Below are 19,836 nucleotides of genomic sequence, written 5' to 3'. Positions count from 1 at the left end.
CCACGTAGCTAAATCATGGCTCATGGCGCAATTAGACAACTGGATGGCTCAGCTGCTCGGAGTGTCGGTATCGCGCTTGCGCTTGTTGCCCATGCGCACGCCAATGTCCATCAGGAACTGGAAGAAACCTTCCTGATCTTCCAGCACATTGCTCCAGAACGGCGAGTGATACAGCGCCACGGCGCCATGCACCAGCGCCCAGGCTGCGCAGTAATGGAAGTAAGGCGGCACGTCTTCGAGCTTGCCTTCGCTGATCCGGCCCTTGATCAGCAGAGTCAGGCGTTCGAAGTTCGAGGCGCGGATCTTGTGCAGTTCCTCCACCATCTCCGGTACCTGGTTGCCCTTGACCACCTTTTCTTCCAGGCGATCGAACAACCGATAGCGTTGCGGATCGCGCATGCGGAATTCGAAGTAGGCCCGGGACAGGGCTTCCTTGTCCTTATCGACATCGGCGGAATGCAACAGCTCGTTCAAATCACGCTCGTAGTCGAGCATCAGGCGCAGGTAGATCTCCGCCTTGGATTTGAAGTGCTTGTAGATCGTGCCTTTGCCGATACCTACGGCATCAGCAATCATCTCGACGGTGACACTGTCTTCACCTTGTTCGAGGAACAGCTTGAGCGCGGTATCGAGAATTTCTTGCTCGCGGCGACGAAACTCACGGACCTTACGAGGTTCTTTATGCATAAGAAAAGGTCTGTAGGGGTCAAAATTCGAAGCCGCGTATTATGCCTAACTTGCGCAAAAATGCACGGATCATCCGACCATATATGTGTTTCTTGATGAATTCACGCGACCTCGCCGGTTGATGAGAACTCAACCGAAGCGCACGTATTCCAAATTTGTTTAAAAACCCGACCAACCAAACTGGACTCGGCGCGATACTGATCAATACTTCAACTGTCGGCGAGGCATCTCCCCCAAGTGTCGCGCCGATGAAGGTACCAAAGGATTGCGTGCCTTTGTTTTACTCCTAATGGTCTTAACCCGGATTCACCCCCCAGAACCCGGGTTTTTTTTGCCTGCAATTTAAGGGCAAAGCCCGCCACAGGTTGCGACATTTTCCAACGTTACGCCGATGCCCTGACGTGCGCCAACGGAAATAACCGCTTGAAATTCTCGGTAGTCTGCTCGGCAAATCGCTCGTAGGGCTCGCCTCGCAACATTGCCAGAAATTCCGCTACCTCACGCACGTACTGCGGCAGGTTCGGTTTGCCGCGATACGGGATCGGCGCCAGGTACGGCGAATCGGTTTCCACCAGCAAGCGGTCGGCCGGCACTTTGCTGGCCACATCGCGCAAGGCATCGGCATTGCGAAAAGTGACAATACCGGACAAGGAAATGTAATAACCCATATCCAGCGCGGCCTTGGCCATCTCCCAGTCTTCGGTGAAGCAATGCAGAACGCCTGCTTGGGGCAGCGCCGCCTCACGCAGCAGTTCGAGGGTGTCGGCCCGGGCGCCACGGGTGTGGATGATTACCGGTTTGCCGGTCTGTTGCGCCGCTTGCAGGTGCAGACGGAACGACTCCTGCTGCAACTCTGCCGCTTCCGGTTCGTAGTGGTAATCCAGGCCGGTTTCCCCGATCGCCACCACCCGCGGATGATTGAGTTCGCGCAACAGCCAATCCAGCGCCGGAGCGGCACCCGGCTGCACGTCCAGCGGATGCACGCCGACCGAACAATCGACGTCGTCGTAGCGTTCGGCCAGGGCTTTGACATCGGCGGCGTTCTCAACGCTGACGCCAATGCACAGAAAGTGCCCTACTCCCCTCTGACGAGCCGCGTCGAGCGCGGCATCCAGGGAGCCATCGTGGGCGGTGAGGTCGAGGCGATCAAGGTGGCAATGGGAATCTACAAGCATAAAAGGGCTGCAACTTACATCGTATGAGTGGGACGGTCGGACTTCAGGGCTCCGGCCAGATGGGTTTCGATTCGACTGCGCGCGGTGTCATCGCCTTCGTTGAATTGCACGCCGACTCCAGCGGCGCGGTTGCCTTGGGCACCTTTAGGGGTAATCCAGGTGACCCTGCCGGCGACCGGGATCTTTTCCGGTTCGTCCATCAGGTGCAGCAGCATGAAGACCTCATCGCCCAACTTGTAGCTCTTGTTGGTCGGGATAAACAGGCCACCGTTCTTGATGAATGGCATGTAGGCCGCGTAGAGCACGGACCTGTCCTTGATGGTCAAGGACAAAATGCCATTGCGCGGCCCCGGACTGATGGGTTCGTTCATGCTGACCTCCATTTCTGATGATCAGAGTCTAGTGTCCTGTCTCACAAATACGTTCTTTTTTGACGAGTGTCTGTTGTCGTCAAGCAAGGCGCCGCGACGAGTCATAGCCCGCTATGGCGAGGAGCGGCAACGCAGCATGACGGCAACAGACGCCGTCAAAAAGGAACAGTATTTGCGAGACAGGATACTCAAAGTCACCTCTGGGCAGGCAAGGATACCCATTGCACCAACAGCGCCTCCAGCAACAGCGCCGGATTGAGGTTGGCCTTGCTCATCACTTTCTGCCGTTGGGCTAGAATCCAGTCCTGAATATTCAGGACTTTATCCTGAGCGGCTTTCTGCGCCAGGTATTGAATCACCTTGCGCATGTCCGCCAGCCCCAGCCCCGCTTCATCCTGAGTCAACTGATAACGCAGGATCAGGCTCGACCAGTCGCAGAACCAGTCGAACAGCAGCAACATGGGAATGGTTTTCCATTCCTCGGCCAGTTGTGTCGGCGATTGCTGCTGCTTGAGCAACTTCTTCACGCCCTCGACCACCAGCGCCCGCTGCTCGCGCACGCCTTGGGCCTGCAATTTGACCGCGGCCAATGGCGAACCGGCAGCAAGGGTCAGCAGTTCAATGCGCTCCTCTTCCGAGCAGTCCGGCAACGTCTTGGCCAGCCACGCCAGGCTCATGGCTTCGCTCGGCAATGGACAGGCCTGCTGTACGCAACGGCTCTTGATGGTCGGCAGCAGACGACTGGTCTGGTGGCTGACCAGCAGCAATACGGTGTCGCCGGACGGCTCTTCAAGGCTTTTGAGCAAGGCGTTGGCGGCGTTGATGTTCATCGACTCGACCGGCTCGATCAGCACCACTTTGCGACCGCCCATCTGCGAGGTCTGAACCACGAAGCTGACCAGGTCACGCACCTGATCGACCTTGATCGCCTTGTCTGCCTCTTCCGGTTCCAGGACGTAGTTGTCGGGATGACTACCGGCCTTGAGCAGCAGGCAGGATTTGCACTCACCGCAGGCGCCTTGGGCGGTCGGACGCTGGCACAACAAACTGGCCATCAACCGCTCGGCCAGCGCACGCTTGCCGATCCCGGCCGGGCCATGCAGCAAATAGGCATGGGCGTGCTGGGCACGACCGGCCAATTGCTGCCAGAGACTGTCCTGCCACGGATAGGCTTCAGCCACGGGTCAACTCCAGCAGACGTGGCAGCAAGGCATCCAGAGACTGCTGGACCTGCGCTAGCGGTTGAGCGGCATCCACCAGGACATAACGCGCAGGATCCGCTTTGGCGCGCTCGAGGAAGGCACTGCGCACGGCATCGAAGAACGTACGGCCTTCAAGTTCGAAACGGTCCAGGCGACCGCGGGCGCTGGCGCGGGCCAGGCCCACTTCCACCGGCAGATCGAAGATCAGCGTCAAGTCCGGGCGCAGATCACCCTGGACGAACGTTTCGAGGGTCGCGATGCGCCCCAGCGACAAACCGCGACCACCGCCCTGGTAGGCATAGGTCGAATCGGTAAAACGATCACACAGAACCACCGCGCCACGGGCCAGCGCCGGGCGGATCACCTCGGCCAGGTGCTGGGCTCGCGCAGCGAACACCAACAGCAGCTCGGTGTCAGGGTTCATGACCTCATCGACCGGCGCCAACAGCACGTCGCGGATCCGCTCGGCCAGGGGCGTGCCGCCCGGCTCCCGGGTCAACACCACCTCGATCCCGGCGGCGCGCAGACGCTCGGCCAGGTATTCGCGATTGGTGCTCTTGCCGGCGCCTTCCGGGCCTTCCAGGGTAATAAACAAGCCAGTCACAGGCAGTCCTTAATCAGAGTCATTGCGGGCTTTGCGGCGCCGGAGCATCCCGCTCGGGTGCTGGCGCAGGCTCTTGTGCAGAGTCTTGCGGCGCTACTTGTGGCACGTCTTCGGCCGCCGTATCAGGCGAAGCCGCCGGGGTCGGCGCCTGGGCACCTTCCGTCAGCGGCGTGGTAGTCGGTGCCGGGCTGGAGCGGTAATCGGCACGGCGATTGAGCTGGAACTCCCGCACCGCATTGTTATGGGCGTCCAGATCATCGGAGAACACGTGGCTGCCATCACCGCGCGCAACAAAATACAGGCTGTTGCCGTCCGCCGGATTCAACGCCGCATGGATCGCCTCGCGGCCGACCATCGCGATCGGAGTCGGCGGCAGGCCAGCGATCAGGTAAGTGTTATACGGCGTCGGCTCCTTGAGATGGGCGCGGGTCAACTTGCCGTTATAGCGATCGCCCAAGCCGTAGATCACCGTCGGATCGGTCTGCAGCAACATGCCCATCTCCATGCGCCGCACGAACACGCCGGCGATTTGCCTGCGTTCCTGCGGCACACCGGTTTCCTTTTCCACCAGCGAGGCCATGATCAGCGCCTGATAGGGTTCGGTGTAGGGCACGTCGGCAGCACGCTGACTCCATTCCATGGCGAGGACTTCGTCAAGGCGGTCGTAAGCTTTCTTGAGCAGATCGACGTCAGTCATGCCACGCACGAAACGGTACGTGTCGGGGAAGAAGCGCCCTTCCGGGAAAATCCCGCCGTGCCCGAGCTTGTCCATCACCTGGCTGTCGCTCAGACCGTTGAGGGTCTGTTCGAGTTTTTCATCCTTGGCCAGGGCTGCACGGACCTGATGGAAATTCCAGCCTTCGACCAGCGTCAGGCTGTACTGAACCATTTCCCCGCGCTTCCACAGGTCGATCAGCCCTTCGACTGTCATGCCGGGAACCATGCGGTATTCGCCGCTGTGCAGCGGTTGACCCGGCAGGTTGAAGCGCCAGTACACGCGCAGCCAGAAAGCGTCCTTGATGACGCCATCGGCTTCAAGTCGAATGAAAGTGCGGTTCGGCGTAGTGCCTTTGGGCACTTCCAACAGCTGTTCCTGGGCGATGTTCAGCGGCTGTTCCAGCGCCGAATGGATTTTCCAGGCGCAAGCGCCCGCCAACAGCCCCGCCAGAACCAGTCCGGTTTCCAGCAGCAGCAATAATTTACGTCTCACGAATCAGGCATCCAGTAGCGCACGGGCAATGGTTTGGAGTTTACGGGTGAGCGGCCCAACCGGCCAGCTCAGTGCGGCATAGGCGCGCACCGGCCAAACGCCATAAACGCTGTTGCAGACAAAGACCTCATCAGCCCATTGCAGCTGTTCGAGGGTAATGTCGGTGATTTGTGTGGGGATCCCCAATGACTCGGCTTGAAACAATAATTCGGCACGCATCACGCCTGCCACGCCACAACGTTTGAGATCGGCGGTCACCAGCACGCCATCGCGCACCAGGAACAGATTACTGAACACACCTTCGATCACCCGCCCGACCTGATCCAGCATCAAGCCTTCGGCATGCTCGGTGTCCTGCCATTCGGAACGGGCGATAACCTGCTCCAGACGATTCAGGTGCTTGAGACCGGCAAGCAATGGCTGCTTGGAAAGCCGTGTTGTACAAGGGAACAGGCGCACGCCTTGCTTCGCATGCACAGCCGGATAGGCAGCAGGAGGATTGCCTTGCAGAATGCGCCGGGCCTGGGCCGAAGGATCGGGGGCGTAACCGCGCAGGCTGTCGCCGCGGGTGAGAATGAGTTTGAGCACGCCCTCGCCCAGCGCGGCGGCATAGGCCAGCAGCTCCGCGCGGATCAGCTCATGATCGGCGGCAATCGCCAGGCGCGAACAGCCTTCGGCCAGACGCGACAAATGTCGATCCAGCAACAACGGCTGCCCGCCCTTGACGGCGATGGTCTCGAACAGGCCATCGCCGTAAGCCAGGCCGCGATCTTTCAGCGACAAAGCGTCAGCCGGTTGACCGTCGACCCAGCTGTCCATCAGTCAGCGAACCGGCGGAACACCAGCGAGCCATTGGTACCGCCAAATCCGAAGGAGTTGGACAGCACCACGTCGATATCCATGCCGCGCGCGGTGTGGGGTACGAAGTCAAGGTCGCAGCCTTCGTCCGGCTCATCGAGGTTGATGGTCGGCGGGGCTACCTGACTGTTGATTGCCAGTACGCTGAAAATCGCCTCGACCGCCCCTGCCGCACCCAGCAGGTGACCAGTCATGGACTTGGTCGAACTGACGGCCAGTTTGTAGGCGTGATCGCCGAACACCGATTTGATCGCACAGGCTTCGGCGAGGTCGCCAGCCGAGGTCGAAGTGCCGTGGGCATTGATGTACTGCACCTGATCACCATTGATCTTCGCATCGCGCAAGGCATTGGTGATGCAACGCGCAGCACCCGCGCCATCGGCCGGTGGCGAGGTCATGTGGTAGGCATCGCCACTGGTGCCGAAACCGATCAGCTCGGCGTAAATGGTCGCACCACGGGCCTTGGCGTGCTCCAGCTCTTCGAGAACCAGTGCGCCGGCACCATCGGACAGCACGAAGCCATCACGACCCTTGTCCCATGGACGACTGGCACGGGTCGGCTCGTCATTGCGGGTCGACAGTGCGCGGGAGGCACCAAAGCCGCCCATGCCCAGACCACATGCGGCCATCTCGGCGCCGCCGGCGATCATTACGTCGGCTTCGTCGTACATGATGTTACGCGCAGCCATGCCGATGCAGTGCGTACCGGTGGTACACGCCGTGGCGATGGCGTAGTTAGGTCCCTGTGCACCCAAGTGAATGGACAGGAAACCGGAAATCATATTGATGATCGAGCCAGGCACGAAAAACGGAGAAATCCGCCGTGGGCCGGAATCATGCAGTGTGCGGCTGGTGTCTTCGATATTGGTCAGACCGCCAATACCCGAGCCCATGGCCACGCCGATACGCTCGCGATTGGCGTCGGTAACCTCAAGACCTGCGTTACGCACGGCTTGAAAACCTGCAGCCAGACCGTATTGAATGAACAGGTCGAGTTTGCGGGCTTCCTTGACCGACAAGTATTCCTCGACATTGAAGCCCTTTACCGAGCCGCCAAAGCGGGTGGAATAGGCAGAAAGGTCGGTGTGTTCGATCAGACCAATGCCACTGCGGCCAGCCAGAATGCCCTGCCAGCTGCTCGGCACATCCGTGCCCAGTGGCGACAACATACCCATACCGGTGACTACGACGCGTCTACGCGACACAGCACTCTCCTTTTTTCAAATGACGACTTCGCACAAGGCCTAAAGAAAAAACCGCACGCCATGATGGCAGTGCGGTTTTTCCATGACAGCGAGCGACGACTAAAAACTATTACGCCTGATGGCTGGTAACGTAGTCGATTGCTGCTTGTACAGTAGTGATCTTTTCAGCTTCTTCGTCAGGAATTTCGGTCTCGAATTCCTCTTCCAGAGCCATCACCAGCTCAACGGTGTCAAGGGAGTCGGCACCCAGGTCTTCAACGAAGGAAGCGGTGTTGACCACTTCTTCTTCTTTAACGCCCAGTTGCTCAGCAACGATTTTCTTGACGCGCTCTTCGATGGTGCTCATACCTTGTTTTCACTCCTAATGGACAAATTCAGGCAGCTGGCCAGTGGGTAAGTGTATAGAAAGACTTTTCAGTTTTTCAACTGAAAGCTTCACTCCTCAAACCCTGCGGCCCTCTGCCGATAAAATAGATTGCAGCTTTATAACGGATTTTAGACAGCTCGTATGACATTTTTTTGAAGCAATCCGTCACATTTAACTCATGTACATCCCGCCGTTCACCGGGATTGTAGCCCCAGTAACGTAAGCCGCACCGTCGGACGCAAGAAAAGCGACCACAGACGCGATCTCTTGAGCTTGCCCCAGACGACCCAGCGGAATTTGCGTCTGCAAGGCTTCACGCTGCGCCTCGGGCAGTTCGCGGGTCATATCGGTGTCGATGAACCCTGGGGCCACCGAGTTTACCGTAATCGAACGCGAACCGACTTCACGCGCCAGCGCACGGCTGAAACCTTCCAGACCGGCCTTGGCGGCTGCGTAGTTTACTTGGCCTGCGTTGCCCATGGCACCCACAACCGAGCCAATACTGATAATTCGTCCCCAACGGGCTTTGGTCATACCGCGCAAAACGCCCTTGGACAGGCGGAACAGACTGTTCAAGTTGGTATCGACAACGTCATGCCATTCGTCATCTTTCATGCGCATCATCAGGTTATCGCGGGTGATACCGGCATTATTGACCAGGATCGCCGGCGCACCGAACTGCTCCTGAATGCTCGCCAGCACGGCCGCTACGGACTCGTCGCTGGTGACATTGAGTTCCAGGCCAGTGCCCTGAATACCGTTTTCTTTCAGAGTGGCGGCGATACGCTCGGCACCCGATGCGGAGGTCGCAGTGCCAACAACGATGGCACCCTGACGACCCAGCTCCAGAGCGATAGCCTGGCCGATACCACGGCTGGCACCGGTGACCAGTGCAACTTTACCTTGCAGACTCATGCAAGCTTCTCCTTGATCAGACCAGCGCTGCACGGGCGGCAGCGAAAGCATCTGGGGTATTGAGGTTAGAGGTCGACACGCCTTCAGCGCAACGTTTGTTCAGACCGGCCAGAACCTTGCCCGGACCGCACTCGACCAGTTGGGTCGCGCCCTTGGCAGCCAGTGCCTGGACCGATTCGACCCAGCGCACAGGCTTGTAAAGCTGCTCAAGCAGATCGCGCTTGAGGGTTTCCAGATCGGCTGGTACGTCGGCACTGACGTTCTGCACTACTGGAATCTGCGGCGCCTGCCAGTCGATCGCTGCGATCGACTCAGCGAATCGCTCGGCGGCCGGACGCATCAACTCGCAGTGGGACGGCACACTGACCGGCAACGGCATGGCACGCTTGGCACCACGCGCCTTGCAGCCTTCGATGGCGCGTTCGACCGCAGCCTTGGCGCCGGCAATCACTACCTGGCCCGGCGAGTTGAAGTTGACCGCGCTGACCACTTCACCTTGCGCCGCTTCAGCGCAGGCTGCCAGCACGTCAGCATCGTCCAGACCGAGGATAGCGGCCATGCCGCCCTGCCCGGCCGGAACGGCTTCCTGCATCAATTGACCGCGACGCTCTACCAGCTTCACCGCAGCGCCCAGGCTCAGGCTGCCCGCAGCCACCAGAGCGCTGTATTCACCCAGGCTGTGACCGGCAACGTAAGCCGGACGCGCGCCGCCTTCAGCCAGCCACAGACGCCACAAGGCGATCGAGGCGGTCAGAATGGCCGGTTGGGTTTTATCGGTTTGATTGAGTAGTTCTTCCGGCCCTTGCTGGGTCAGTGCCCACAGGTCGTAACCCAGAGCATCGGAAGCTTCTTTGAATGTTTCAAGGACCACTGGGTGTTGCGCGCCCAACTCGGCCAGCATGCCGAGGGACTGCGAACCCTGTCCTGGAAAGACGAATGCGAGGGAAGCAGACATGTAACAAGCCCCTAATGATCTTGTCGTCGGAGAATTGACGTCCCGCCAGGGGAACGCAAGAAACTGACAGTTGGATGGCTCATTGAACTGAGCGGTCACATTTAAGCATTGTCTGACGAAAACGCCTAAGGCAACAAATCTTCCAGGCGCCCATGAAGACGTTCCGGCAAGTTTTCCTGGATCTCGATCAAGGCGCGCTGAATCGCGCTCTGGAAGCCCTGAACCCCCGCCGAACCATGACTTTTCACGACAATTCCCTGCAAGCCGAGAAAACTTGCGCCGTTATGGCGTGCCGGCGCCAGCTCGGCCTGCAAGCGCTTCATCAGCGGCAGCGCCAGTGCGCCTACCAGTTTCGACGCGAAATTTTTCTTGAACTGGGCTTCGATGCGCCCGGCGATCATGGTCGCCAGGCCTTCGCTGGACTTGAGCAGGATGTTACCGACAAAACCGTCACACACCACCACATCCGCCTCGCCACGGTACAAACCGTCGCCCTCGACAAACCCGATGTAGTTCAGGCCACGCGCATTTTGCAGCAGGGTCGCCGCCAGCTTGACTTGCTGATTGCCCTTAATGTCTTCGGTGCCGATATTCAGCAACGCGACCCGTGGGCGAACAACGCCCAAGGCTTGCGCCGCCACAGACCCCATCACCGCAAACTGCAACAGATGCTCGGCACTGCAATCGACATTGGCGCCCAGATCGAGCAACTGGCAGAAACCTTTTTCGGTCGGAATGGCGGCGACCATGGCCGGCCGATCGATCCCCGGCAAAGTTTTGAGCACAAACCGCGACAACGCCATCAGCGCACCGGTATTGCCGGCACTGACGCACGCCTGGACCTTGCCATCACGCAACAACTCCAGCGCCACGCGCATCGACGAATCAGGCTTGCCGCGCAGGGCCTGGGCAGGTTTTTCGTCCATGGTGATGACTTCGGACGCCGGCACAATCGACAGGCGCGAGCGATCCACAGCCGATTGGCCAGCGATCAATTCTTCAAGTAGGGAGGGTTGACCGACAAGGGTCAGGTGCAGCGAGGGCGTAGCTGACAGACAAGCAAGGCTGGCCTGAACAATGCTGCGGGGACCGAAGTCCCCGCCCATTGCGTCAATCGCGATGACTTGAGCGGACAAGGATTACTCGTCAGCGCCCTTGTCGATCACTTTACGGCCACGGTATACGCCTTCTGGCGATACGTGGTGACGCAGGTGAACTTCACCGGTGGTTTTTTCTACAGACAGGGTGCTAGCCTCGAGAGCATCGTGCGAACGACGCATGTCACGGGCAGAGCGGGATTTTTTGTTCTGCTGAACAGCCATAATTGATTAACTCCTAAACGTTTGGGTCACGCTTTAACTGCGCCAATACACTGAACGGGTTGGACCGCGTTACCTCGTCCTCGCTCGGTTCGGGCTCATCTGCTCCCGCCGGCTGCTGGCATTCTTCCGGATGATGAGCAGGCACAATGGGCAAGGCGAGCAGAAGCTCCTCCTCGATCAGTGACTGCAGATCCAATGGATCTTCGCCCAGTTCCAGCACGTCATAACCTTTCGGCAACGACTGGGTATTCGCACCCTCCTTCACCACAGCATAACTGCATTCGCTATGGATCGGCAGGGTGACCAGCTCAAGACAACGCTGGCAAACCATTTTGACTTCGGTGTCGATAAAGCTGTGGATTACCACAGACTTACGTTCATCTCGTTCAAAAACGAATTTAGCCTGCACCGTACCGACATTGTCGGAAAGCGGGTCGCAGAGTCTCTCCAAATCGGCCAGCAGCATTTCACCTTGAAGGGTGGTGCCACGGTCAGCCAATTTGCGCGGGTCAACGTGAGGTGGAATCGGGTCATTCAACATAGGCGCAGCATTATAGGGATGCCCCCAGCCATGTCAAAGGAAATTCAGCCCTGTCTGCCACTTGAGCCTGCGCTAGAATTCGCCCCTTGCCCTTTGGAGATGCGCATGCTGCCTTTATTACTCGCTTCAAGCTCGGTTTATCGCCGGGAATTGTTGGCCCGCCTGCAGTTGCCGTTTACTTGCAGCTCGCCGGATATCGACGAAAGCCATCGCCCGGACGAGTCAGCCATCAAACTGGTAAAACGCCTCGCCGAAGAAAAAGCCCGCGCACTTGCCGCCAGTCATCCCGCCCACCTGATCATCGGCTCGGACCAGGTCGCGGTACTGGGCGAGCGGATTATCGGCAAGCCACACAGCTTCGAAAAGGCCCGCGAACAACTGCTCGCATCGAGCGGAGCCAGCGTGACATTCCTCACCGGCCTGGCACTGCTCAACAGCCAGACCGGCCACTGCCAGGTGGACTGCGTGCCGTTTACCGTGCACATGCGCGCACTCGACGCAGCACGCATCGAACGCTACCTGCACGCCGAACAACCCTACGACTGCGCTGGCAGCTTCAAGGCTGAAGGATTGGGGGTGAGTCTGTTTCAAAGCACCGAAGGCCCTGACGCCACCAGCCTGATCGGCCTGCCACTGATTCGCCTGGTTGACATGTTGCTGGCTGAAGGCCTGCAAATACCCTGAACCGACTGCGCGCGCACAAAAAAACCGGCCACACAGGCCGGTTTCTTATGCAGCCAACGATCAGCGCAACGCCGGCCCCTGGAAGCCCATCCACATCGCCAAATGCTCAGCCACGCTGGCACCGAGCTTTTTCGAGAAGCGATCAAACGGCGACTCCTGGATAGTGAAGTCCACCAGCTCTTTCTCGCCAATCACGTCACGCGCCACCGAACTGGCACTGCCCAGACCATCAATCAAGCCCAGCGGCAGCGCCTGCTCACCGGACCAGACCAGCCCGGAGAACAGCTCCGGATGATCTTTGTCCTTGAGACGATCGCCACGCCCCTTCTTGACGCTACTGATGAACTGCTGATGAGTGGTGTCGAGCACACCCTGCCAGAACTGAGTTTCTTCGGGCTTCTGCGGCTGGAACGGATCGAGGAATGATTTGTGCTCGCCAGAGGTGTAGGTACGACGCTCGACGCCCAACTTTTCCATGGTGCCGACGAAACCGTAACCGGCCGCGGTCACACCAATGGAACCCACCAGGCTCGCCTTGTCGGCATAGATCTGATCTGCCGCACTGGCAATGTAATAGGCACCGGAAGCCCCCAGATCCGAGATCACCGCGTAAACCTTGGTATCCGGATGCAGGCCGCGCAAACGACGGATCTCGTCATAGACATAACCCGACTGCACCGGACTGCCGCCCGGACTGTTGATCCGCAGGATCACACCCTTGACCTTGTTGTCCTCGAAGGCTTTACGCAGGCTGCTGACGATATTATCTGCACTCGCCGGCTCTTTGTCGGCGATCATGCCGGTTATATCGATCAGCGCCGTGTAACCGGAACCGCGAGTGGCGCTTTTTTCCATATCCATCAGCGGCGAGAACAAGAACAACGCAAACAACAGATATGCAAAGGTCAGCAGCTTGAAGAAAATCCCCCAGCGACGGGACCGGCGATGCTCCTGCACACTGGCCAGCAGGGTCGTTTCCAGCAGCTTCCAGCTTTTTTCGTCACCGCTCTCTGCGCTCGCCTTGGCGGGTGCTTTCCATTCGTCGGTCATGACATTTACCCCTGCAAAAAACCGTTATGCCCGCTGACTCAGCCAGGCGCGCAATTCTGAAAAACGATCAATGGACAGTCGAGGCTCGAACTGCTGCAACGCCTCAATCGATTGAGCGCCATAGCTGACCGCCACCGAATCCATGCCGGCGTTGCGCGCCATCTGCAGATCGAAGGACGAATCCCCGACCATCAGCGCCTGCTCCGGGCGAACCTCGCAATGGGCGAGAATCTGCTCAAGCATCAACGGATGCGGCTTGCTGGCCGTTTCATCGGCTGCGCGAGTGACATCAAAATAATCTTCCCAGCCGTGAGCTTTCAGCACCCGGTCCAGCCCGCGCCGAGCCTTGCCGGTGGCAACCGCCAGGTGATAGCCGTCGGCACGAAACGCTTCCATCGACTCAAGCACGCCCTCGAACAACGGCGAAGGAACAGCCTCCGCCGCGATGTAGTGCTCCGCATAATAGTCACGGAAAGCCATCAGTTCGCCATCGCCGATCTCGGGATACAAGGTCCGAATCGCTTCCGGCAACCCGAGACCGATAATGCCTTTGACCGCAAAATCATCGCGCAACGGAAAGCCGGAGCGCCTGGACGCCACGTGCATCGCCTCGACAATCCGACCAATGGAGTCTGCGAGCGTGCCGTCCCAATCGAAAATCAGCAGTTTGTAATCAGATGGGCGCACTCAATCGCTCCACGGTTTTGGCCCACATCTCGTCGACCGGCGCCTGCAACTTCAGCTCGCCGCCATCAGGCAGCGGCACGGTCAGCATGTAGGCATGCAGGAATAGACGCTTGCCGCCCAGATCACGAATTTCCTTGCTGAAATCTTCATCGCCGTACTTGGTGTCGCCGGCGATGCAATGCCCGGCATGCAAAGTATGGACGCGAATCTGGTGAGTGCGACCGGTGATTGGCTTGGCTTCGACCATGGTGGCAAAGTCACCGAAGCGGCGCAGCACCTTGAACACGGTCAGCGCCTCCTTGCCCTCTTCGTCGACTTCGACCATGCGTTCGCCGGAGCGCAGATTGCTCTTTTGCAACGGCGCACGGACTTGCTTGATCGAGGTCGCCCAGTTGCCGCGCACCAGCGCCATATAGCGCTTGTCGACGCCATCACCGCGCAATGCGGCGTGCAAGTGACGCAACATGCTGCGCTTTTTGGCGATCATCAGCAGGCCGGAGGTGTCCCGGTCGAGGCGGTGAACCAACTCAAGCTCTTTTGCATCGGGACGTAACTGACGAAAGGCTTCGATGACGCCGTAATTCAAGCCGCTGCCGCCGTGAACCGCGATGCCAGCGGGCTTGTTGATCACGATCAGCGCCTTGTCTTCATAGACAATCGAGGCCTCGAGCCGCTGCAGCAGCCCCTGCGCCAGTGGCACGGGCTCGTCGCGTTCAGGCACGCGAACCGGCGGCACGCGCACGATGTCGCCCGCCTGCAGCTTGTATTCGGGCTTGATCCGACCTTTGTTCACCCGCACTTCGCCTTTACGCAAAATGCGGTAAATCAAGGTCTTGGGCACGCCTTTGAGCCGAGCGAGAAGGAAGTTATCAATACGTTGGCCGGCATATTCCGGCGAGACCTCAAGCAGTTGTACGCCTGGGGTCGAAGGGGCAGTAGTCGTCATGGTGCGGATGATAACAATTTTTTATGGAATTGAAGCACTTAATCATTGCTGCTATAGTCGCGAACGCCGCCAAAAGTGGCCTGGACAGCGGACTAACGGTCAAAAACCGGCCCTGACCAACGCAATTCACGAGGACGAGAGGCCGTCCTACGGGGCTTTCGCTACGTAACGGCAGAGTTTGCAGTTGTAACAAGCGCAGGTGACATAAGGCCTGAATCATGCCGCAAAGCAGAGTTTTCACTCGCCTTCCGAGCAAATATTCACGGCCAGTTCACAAAGTGCAGTCAGCTGCAAACGACCCCGAGCGAACGCTTCGGAAACAACGCCTAAATTAGCCATGATGCGTGACCTCCCCTTTCGGAGCTCACGGTAAATGCCAACCCGCTGCGGATTCTGCGCGCGGCAGCACCCGAATTATCAGGGATACGTGTAGGGTGGAGATGCACAACCGCTGGACTGTGTAGCAATAGGCTTTATCAAGACGCTTCATCTCGTCCACAGCCGCCGGTTGATTCCTCCTCCTGACTGAGTGCTTAAGTAGCCACAGCAAGCAGGACGCGTACGTCGCGATACCGGCCCAATTGGTCGGACATCGCTGGACACGGGAATGGCCAACCACTCCCGACGCACCTGACACCGACCGTGAGAAGTCGTGTGTGCCGAACGCCGTTTCCGGCAGCCCGGAAACCGACGGTACTACATGAAAAGAATGCTGATTAACGCGACTCAACCTGAAGAGTTGCGTGTTGCACTGGTAGATGGCCAACGCCTCTACGACCTGGACATCGAATCCGGTGCACGCGAGCAGAAGAAGGCCAACATCTATAAAGGCCGGATTACTCGCATCGAACCAAGCCTTGAGGCTGCCTTTGTCGATTTCGGCTCTGAGCGCCACGGCTTCCTGCCCCTCAAAGAAATCTCCCGCGAATACTTCAAGAAAACCCCTGAAGGCCGCGTCAACATCAAGGACGTCCTGAGCGAAGGCCAGGAAGTCATCGTTCAAGTCGAAAAAGAAGAACGTGGCAACAAGGGCGCCGCCCTGACCACTTTCATCAGTCTGGCCGGTCGTTACCTGGTTCTGATGCCGAACAACCCACGTGCCGGCGGTATCTCCCGTCGCATCGAAGGTGAAGAGCGCAACGAACTGCGTGAAGCCCTCAACGGCCTGGTTGCACCGGCCGACATGGGTCTGATCGTTCGCACTGCCGGCCTTGGCCGCAGCAGCGAAGAAATGCAGTGGGACCTCGACTACCTGCTGCAACTCTGGACCGCCATCAAAGAAGCCTCGCTGGACCGCGCCGCGCCGTTCCTGATCTACCAGGAAAGCAACGTGATCATCCGCGCCATCCGCGATTACCTGCGCCAGGACATCGGCGAAGTGCTGATCGACAGCGTTGAAGCCCAGGACGAAGCCCTGACCTTCATTCGCCAGGTGATGCCGCAGTACGCCAGCAAGATCAAGTTGTACGAAGACAGCGTTCCGCTGTTCAACCGCTTCCAGATCGAAAGCCAGATCGAAACCGCCTTCCAGCGCGTCGTCGAACTGCCTTCCGGCGGCTCCATCGTCATCGATCCGACCGAAGCCCTGGTGTCCATCGACATCAACTCGGCGCGCGCCACCAAAGGCAGCGACATCGAAGAAACCGCTCTGCAGACCAACCTTGAAGCCGCCGAAGAAATCGCCCGTCAGTTGCGCTTGCGCGACATCGGCGGCCTGATCGTCATCGACTTCATCGACATGACCCCTGCCAAGAACCAGCGCGCCGTGGAAGAGAAAGTCCGCGAATGCCTGGAAGCCGACCGCGCCCGCGTGCAAGTCGGTCGCATCTCGCGCTTCGGCCTGCTGGAAATGTCCCGTCAGCGCCTGCGTCCATCGCTGGGCGAAAGCAGCGGCATCGTTTGCCCGCGTTGCAACGGCACCGGCATCATCCGCGACGTTGAATCGCTGTCGCTGGCGATCCTGCGCCTGATCGAAGAAGAAGCCCTGAAAGACCGCACCGCCGAAGTTCGCGCACAAGTGCCGATCCCGGTGGCGGCGTTCCTGCTCAACGAAAAACGCAACTCGATCACCAAGATCGAACTGCGCACCCGCGCCCGCATCGTCATTCTGCCGAACGATCACCTCGAAACGCCGCACTTCGAAGTTCAGCGTCTGCGCGATGACAGCCCGGAAGCCAGCATCAACCAGTCCAGCTACGAGATCGCTGCTGCCGCTGCGGAAGTCGAAGAAGTCCAGCCAGCCGCCGCGACCCGCACCCTGGTTCGCCAGGAAGCCGCGGTCAAGACTGCACCGGCCCGCGCCAACGCTCCGGTTCCGACCGAAGTCGTCGCCGCGCCAGTGGCTGCGCCAGCTGCCGCGCCTGAGCCAAGCCTGTTCAAGGGCCTGGTGAAGTCGCTGATCAGCCTGTTCGCAACCAAGGAAGAGCCTGTTGCTCCGGTTGTGGTTGAAAAACCAGCGACCACCGAGCGCCCTGCCCGCAACGAAGAGCGTCGCAACGGTCGTCAGCAGAGCCGCAACCGTAACGGTCGCCGCGATGAAGAGCGCAAGCCTCGTGAGGAACGTGCACCGCGTGAAGAGCGCGCACCACGTGAGCCACGCGAAGAGCGTCAACCACGCGAAGCCCGCGAAGAAACGCCTGTAGTAGCCCGTGAAGAACGTGCACCACGCGCTCCTCGTGAAGAACGTGCACCGCGCGCACCGCGTGAAGATCGCAAGCCACGTGGCGATCGTGAAGAGCGTCCGGTTCGTGAACTGCGCGAGCCTCTGGATGCCGCTCCGGCCGCCGCTGCCACCGCTGAAGAGCGTCCGGCCCGTCAGCCCCGCGAAGAGCGCGCTCCACGCCCACCGCGTGAAGAACGTCAACCACGCACCGAGCAAGCTGCTGCCGCTGCCGCTGCCGAAGAAGAGCTGCCAACCAACGAAGAGCAACTGCAGGAAGACGGTCAGGAAGTCGCCGAAGGCGATCGTCCACGCCGCCGCTCCCGTGGCCAGCGTCGTCGCAGCAACCGTCGTGAGCGTCAGCGCGATGCCAACGGCAACGTGATCGAAGGTTCGGAAGAATCCGAATCCGCTGAAAACGCCGAAGCGCCAAGCGCTGCCGATCTGGCCGCCGGCCTGGCTGTTACCGCAGCCGTTGCCAGCACCGTGATCAGCGCACCTGCTGAAGCACAAGCCAACGAGCAAGCCGAACGCGCTACTGCTGCCACTCTGGAAACCGCTCCGGTTGAAGCGCCAGTGGTTGAAGCGACCACGCCGGTGGAAGTCATCGCCGCTCCGGAGATCGAAGTGGCCCCGGTTCGTGAAGCACAGCCGGAAGTTGAAGCTGCCGCCGAACCAGTGGTTGCTGCAGAACCTGTCGTTGAAGCACCAGTGGCTGAACCGGCACGTGAAGTTCGCGAAGTTCGTGAAGAACAAACCACGTTCAACTGGGTTGCCGAGCCACCGGTTGCTGTCGAAGCTCCAGCGCCAGTCGCTGAGGCTCCGGTTGCTGAAGCCCCAGCGGCTGAAGCCACGGTCTCCGAGCCAGTGGTTGCGGCTGCCGAGCCTGCTCCGCTGCTTGAAGCACCGGTGGTTGCCGAAGCTGCACCCGTGGTCGAAGCCGCTCCTGTCAGCGCTCTGACCCCAAGTGGCCGTGCGCCGAACGACCCACGTGAAGTACGTCGTCGCAAGCGTGAAGCCGAGCGTCTGCAGAAGGAAGCCGAACTGGCTGCCGCTGCTGCTCCGGCCGCTGCCGAGCCAGCACCGGTTGTTGCTGAAGTCGTCGAGGCAGCCCCTGCCCCGGCCGCTGAAGTCCCTGCCGAGCCGGTTGAATCCGCGATCGACGAAGCACCGCGCTCCGTTCAGGAAGCGGTACAGCAACACGAGCAGGCCCTGGAAAAAGAGCACGAGCCTAAACCCCTCGCCTGATTCCATCGGCCACTAAAAAGCCCCGCCTGGTGATCCCAGGCGGGGCTTTTTTTGTCATAGAAACTGAAGCCAGTCGCTACCTGGCAACGCTTTATTGCCGAGGCGATTGCGTTCCTCGCTAAACATCCGCCTAAGTATTTGTAAGCAAGTATTACGAAAGAGCTGTGCAACGTGCAGAATAGAGCGGTGCAGGGCTCAAACCAGGTCCTGCCACGGCCCGAAAGCCTTCGGCCCGTTATGGAGCAAAGAGTGCGAGACTATGGAAATTGCTGAGCTGGACGCTTTCAAAGCGATTGTTGACTACGGCAGCGTCACACAAGCTGCGATCAGGTTAAACCGAGCTCAATCCAGTATTTCCTTCCGCATCAAGACACTCGAATCACGGCTCGATACCAAGCTGTTCGAACGCTCCGGTCGCGGTATCACGATGACGGCGCCGGGCAAGGAGCTCTATGCCTACGCCTCACAAATCCTCGAACTGGTTGCTCGCGCCCAAGCCAGCCTGAGCCAGACAAAAACCGAAACACGGGTGCGTTTGGGGGTCATCGAAAACCTCACTATTACTCGCCAGAATCTGTTGCAAAGCATCGTTGCCAATCCCGACGGGCTGGCAGTGGATGTCAGCATTGGTAATACACAGTCGCTGCTCAAGGATCTTGAGGCCGACAAGCTCGACGCAGTGATTGTCGGCGCAGGCTTTGCACCTTCGCATTATCGCCGGGTAACGCTGTTCAACGATCCGCTGGCCTTGATCTACAGCGCAGCACACCCCGCCATCCAGGACCTGAAAGCGTTCAGCGGCCAAGTGTTCCTGGTCAACAGCCGGCGCAGCGCTTCGCAACGTAATCTCGACGAACTATTCATTATGGGTAACATCACCCCGGAAAAAATCATCGAGTGTGGCTCTTATCCGCTGTTGTTTTCTAATGTGATCAACGGCGTGGGCGTTGCCCTGGTGCCGTTGTCACTGGTCGATTCGTGCTGCCGCAGTGAACAGGTGCAAACGTATTTCCTGAGTGGTTCATATGCCTCGCTGACCACCGAATTCGTGTTTTTCGATCACCCTGGCAAACCAGCCCCCAGAGCGCTGGCGCAATGGGTGCTGGACTTCGAAAAACCGGCCCGCCTACCGCTGACGGAAGGGTAACGG

General features: G+C 59.2%; 20 protein-coding genes. 3 read left to right on the top strand and 17 right to left on the bottom strand.

What is annotated here, in order from left to right; all coding sequences use genetic code 11:
- Nucleotides 1–48 precede the first annotated feature (48 nt).
- The 14 genes from AF70_RS08645 to AF70_RS08580 all read right to left on the bottom strand — a co-directional run bounded on the left by AF70_RS08645 (nt 49) and on the right by AF70_RS08580 (nt 11,412).
- Complete coding sequence (locus AF70_RS08645; RefSeq protein WP_007942012.1) at nt 49–687, bottom strand: TetR/AcrR family transcriptional regulator; 639 nt, start codon at nt 685–687, stop codon at nt 49–51.
- A gap of 383 nt (nt 688–1,070) precedes the next feature.
- Nucleotides 1,071–1,862, bottom strand: a complete 792-nt coding sequence (locus tag AF70_RS08640; RefSeq protein ID WP_019582737.1) for a TatD family hydrolase — start codon at nt 1,860–1,862, stop codon at nt 1,071–1,073.
- A 14-nt stretch (nt 1,863–1,876) separates the two neighbouring features.
- Nucleotides 1,877–2,233: a PilZ domain-containing protein gene (locus AF70_RS08635; RefSeq protein ID WP_019582736.1), complete on the bottom strand. Its 357-nt coding sequence runs from the start codon at nt 2,231–2,233 to the stop codon at nt 1,877–1,879.
- A gap of 194 nt (nt 2,234–2,427) precedes the next feature.
- Nucleotides 2,428–3,414 carry a DNA polymerase III subunit delta' gene (locus AF70_RS08630; RefSeq protein ID WP_019582735.1) on the bottom strand — a complete coding sequence of 329 codons (987 nt, stop codon included), beginning with the start codon at nt 3,412–3,414 and terminating at the stop codon, nt 2,428–2,430.
- Nucleotides 3,407–4,039, bottom strand: a complete 633-nt coding sequence (gene tmk, locus AF70_RS08625) for a dTMP kinase (protein WP_028938947.1) — start codon at nt 4,037–4,039, stop codon at nt 3,407–3,409. Before tmk ends, AF70_RS08630 begins: the two co-directional genes overlap by 8 nt.
- A 19-nt stretch (nt 4,040–4,058) precedes the next feature.
- Nucleotides 4,059–5,249, bottom strand: coding sequence for an endolytic transglycosylase MltG (gene mltG / locus AF70_RS08620; RefSeq protein ID WP_028938946.1), 1,191 nt, complete (start codon nt 5,247–5,249; stop codon nt 4,059–4,061).
- A gap of 3 nt (nt 5,250–5,252) precedes the next feature.
- A complete protein-coding gene (gene pabC, locus AF70_RS08615) occupies nt 5,253–6,068 on the bottom strand; it encodes an aminodeoxychorismate lyase (RefSeq protein ID WP_019582733.1) in 816 nt (271 codons plus the stop codon).
- The gene (gene fabF / locus AF70_RS08610) at nt 6,068–7,312 is read right to left on the bottom strand and encodes a beta-ketoacyl-ACP synthase II (RefSeq protein WP_007942005.1); all 1,245 of its coding nucleotides are present in this window, start codon (nt 7,310–7,312) and stop codon (nt 6,068–6,070) included. Before fabF ends, pabC begins: the two co-directional genes overlap by 1 nt.
- Before the next feature lie 109 nt (nt 7,313–7,421).
- Complete coding sequence (acpP, locus tag AF70_RS08605; RefSeq protein WP_003175607.1) at nt 7,422–7,658, bottom strand: acyl carrier protein; 237 nt, start codon at nt 7,656–7,658, stop codon at nt 7,422–7,424.
- Between the two features lie 192 nt (nt 7,659–7,850).
- Nucleotides 7,851–8,594, bottom strand: coding sequence for a 3-oxoacyl-ACP reductase FabG (fabG, locus tag AF70_RS08600; protein ID WP_007942004.1), 744 nt, complete (start codon nt 8,592–8,594; stop codon nt 7,851–7,853).
- Nucleotides 8,595–8,610: 16 nt separating this feature from the next.
- Nucleotides 8,611–9,549, bottom strand: coding sequence for an ACP S-malonyltransferase (gene fabD, locus AF70_RS08595; RefSeq protein ID WP_026286430.1), 939 nt, complete (start codon nt 9,547–9,549; stop codon nt 8,611–8,613).
- A 125-nt stretch (nt 9,550–9,674) separates the two neighbouring features.
- A complete protein-coding gene (gene plsX, locus AF70_RS08590; protein ID WP_081625794.1) occupies nt 9,675–10,685 on the bottom strand; it encodes a phosphate acyltransferase PlsX in 1,011 nt (336 codons plus the stop codon).
- Nucleotides 10,686–10,688: 3 nt separating this feature from the next.
- The gene (gene rpmF, locus AF70_RS08585) at nt 10,689–10,871 is read right to left on the bottom strand and encodes a 50S ribosomal protein L32 (RefSeq protein ID WP_003179396.1); all 183 of its coding nucleotides are present in this window, start codon (nt 10,869–10,871) and stop codon (nt 10,689–10,691) included.
- A 13-nt stretch (nt 10,872–10,884) separates the two neighbouring features.
- Complete coding sequence (locus AF70_RS08580; protein WP_007942001.1) at nt 10,885–11,412, bottom strand: YceD family protein; 528 nt, start codon at nt 11,410–11,412, stop codon at nt 10,885–10,887.
- 105 nt (nt 11,413–11,517) lie between these two features.
- On the opposite strand from AF70_RS08580, the gene AF70_RS08575 reads away from it, so the two are divergent.
- Nucleotides 11,518–12,096: a nucleoside triphosphate pyrophosphatase gene (locus tag AF70_RS08575; RefSeq protein ID WP_019582731.1), complete on the top strand. Its 579-nt coding sequence runs from the start codon at nt 11,518–11,520 to the stop codon at nt 12,094–12,096.
- Nucleotides 12,097–12,156: 60 nt separating this feature from the next.
- Here AF70_RS08575 and sppA read toward each other — a convergent pair whose 3' ends face one another.
- The 3 genes from sppA to rluC are packed head-to-tail and all read right to left on the bottom strand — an operon-like array spanning nt 12,157 to nt 14,779.
- Nucleotides 12,157–13,146, bottom strand: coding sequence for a signal peptide peptidase SppA (gene sppA, locus AF70_RS08570; RefSeq protein ID WP_019582730.1), 990 nt, complete (start codon nt 13,144–13,146; stop codon nt 12,157–12,159).
- Nucleotides 13,147–13,170: 24 nt separating this feature from the next.
- Nucleotides 13,171–13,833 (bottom strand): HAD-IA family hydrolase, encoded by a 663-nt coding sequence (locus AF70_RS08565; protein ID WP_018926225.1) that lies wholly within the window; start codon nt 13,831–13,833, stop codon nt 13,171–13,173.
- Complete coding sequence (gene rluC, locus AF70_RS08560) at nt 13,820–14,779, bottom strand: 23S rRNA pseudouridine(955/2504/2580) synthase RluC (protein WP_007941997.1); 960 nt, start codon at nt 14,777–14,779, stop codon at nt 13,820–13,822. The genes AF70_RS08565 and rluC overlap by 14 nt, the downstream gene beginning before the upstream one ends.
- A gap of 700 nt (nt 14,780–15,479) precedes the next feature.
- Between rluC and rne the strand changes: the two genes are divergently transcribed.
- Together rne and AF70_RS08550 are read left to right on the top strand one after the other, a co-directional pair.
- Nucleotides 15,480–18,686, top strand: coding sequence for a ribonuclease E (gene rne, locus AF70_RS08555; protein WP_028938945.1), 3,207 nt, complete (start codon nt 15,480–15,482; stop codon nt 18,684–18,686).
- A 259-nt stretch (nt 18,687–18,945) separates the two neighbouring features.
- Nucleotides 18,946–19,833, top strand: a complete 888-nt coding sequence (locus tag AF70_RS08550) for a LysR family transcriptional regulator (protein WP_019582728.1) — start codon at nt 18,946–18,948, stop codon at nt 19,831–19,833.
- Nucleotides 19,834–19,836 lie beyond the last annotated feature (3 nt).

This window comes from Pseudomonas sp. KD5, assembly GCF_012932895.1.
In the GTDB taxonomy this organism is placed as follows: Bacteria; Pseudomonadota; Gammaproteobacteria; order Pseudomonadales; family Pseudomonadaceae; genus Aquipseudomonas.
Note: the sequence above shows the minus strand (reverse complement) of the source record. Positions and strands in the feature narration are given on the sequence as shown.

Bases quoted from the DNA above. Each gene is read 5' to 3' on its own strand.
- pabC (WP_019582733.1), bottom strand. From the start codon at position 6,068: ATGGACAGCTGGGTCGACGGTCAACCGGCTGACGCTTTGTCGCTGAAA.
- AF70_RS08580 (WP_007942001.1), bottom strand. From the start codon at position 11,412: ATGTTGAATGACCCGATTCCACCTCACGTTGACCCGCGCAAATTGGCT.
- rpmF (WP_003179396.1), bottom strand. From the start codon at position 10,871: ATGGCTGTTCAGCAGAACAAAAAATCCCGCTCTGCCCGTGACATGCGT.
- rne (WP_028938945.1), top strand. From the start codon at position 15,480: ATGAAAAGAATGCTGATTAACGCGACTCAACCTGAAGAGTTGCGTGTT.
- AF70_RS08575 (WP_019582731.1), top strand. From the start codon at position 11,518: ATGCTGCCTTTATTACTCGCTTCAAGCTCGGTTTATCGCCGGGAATTG.
- AF70_RS08635 (WP_019582736.1), bottom strand. From the start codon at position 2,233: ATGAACGAACCCATCAGTCCGGGGCCGCGCAATGGCATTTTGTCCTTG.
- fabG (WP_007942004.1), bottom strand. From the start codon at position 8,594: ATGAGTCTGCAAGGTAAAGTTGCACTGGTCACCGGTGCCAGCCGTGGT.
- rluC (WP_007941997.1), bottom strand. From the start codon at position 14,779: ATGACGACTACTGCCCCTTCGACCCCAGGCGTACAACTGCTTGAGGTC.
- sppA (WP_019582730.1), bottom strand. From the start codon at position 13,146: ATGACCGACGAATGGAAAGCACCCGCCAAGGCGAGCGCAGAGAGCGGT.
- AF70_RS08640 (WP_019582737.1), bottom strand. From the start codon at position 1,862: ATGCTTGTAGATTCCCATTGCCACCTTGATCGCCTCGACCTCACCGCC.
- AF70_RS08550 (WP_019582728.1), top strand. From the start codon at position 18,946: ATGGAAATTGCTGAGCTGGACGCTTTCAAAGCGATTGTTGACTACGGC.
- fabD (WP_026286430.1), bottom strand. From the start codon at position 9,549: ATGTCTGCTTCCCTCGCATTCGTCTTTCCAGGACAGGGTTCGCAGTCC.
- acpP (WP_003175607.1), bottom strand. From the start codon at position 7,658: ATGAGCACCATCGAAGAGCGCGTCAAGAAAATCGTTGCTGAGCAACTG.
- AF70_RS08645 (WP_007942012.1), bottom strand. From the start codon at position 687: ATGCATAAAGAACCTCGTAAGGTCCGTGAGTTTCGTCGCCGCGAGCAA.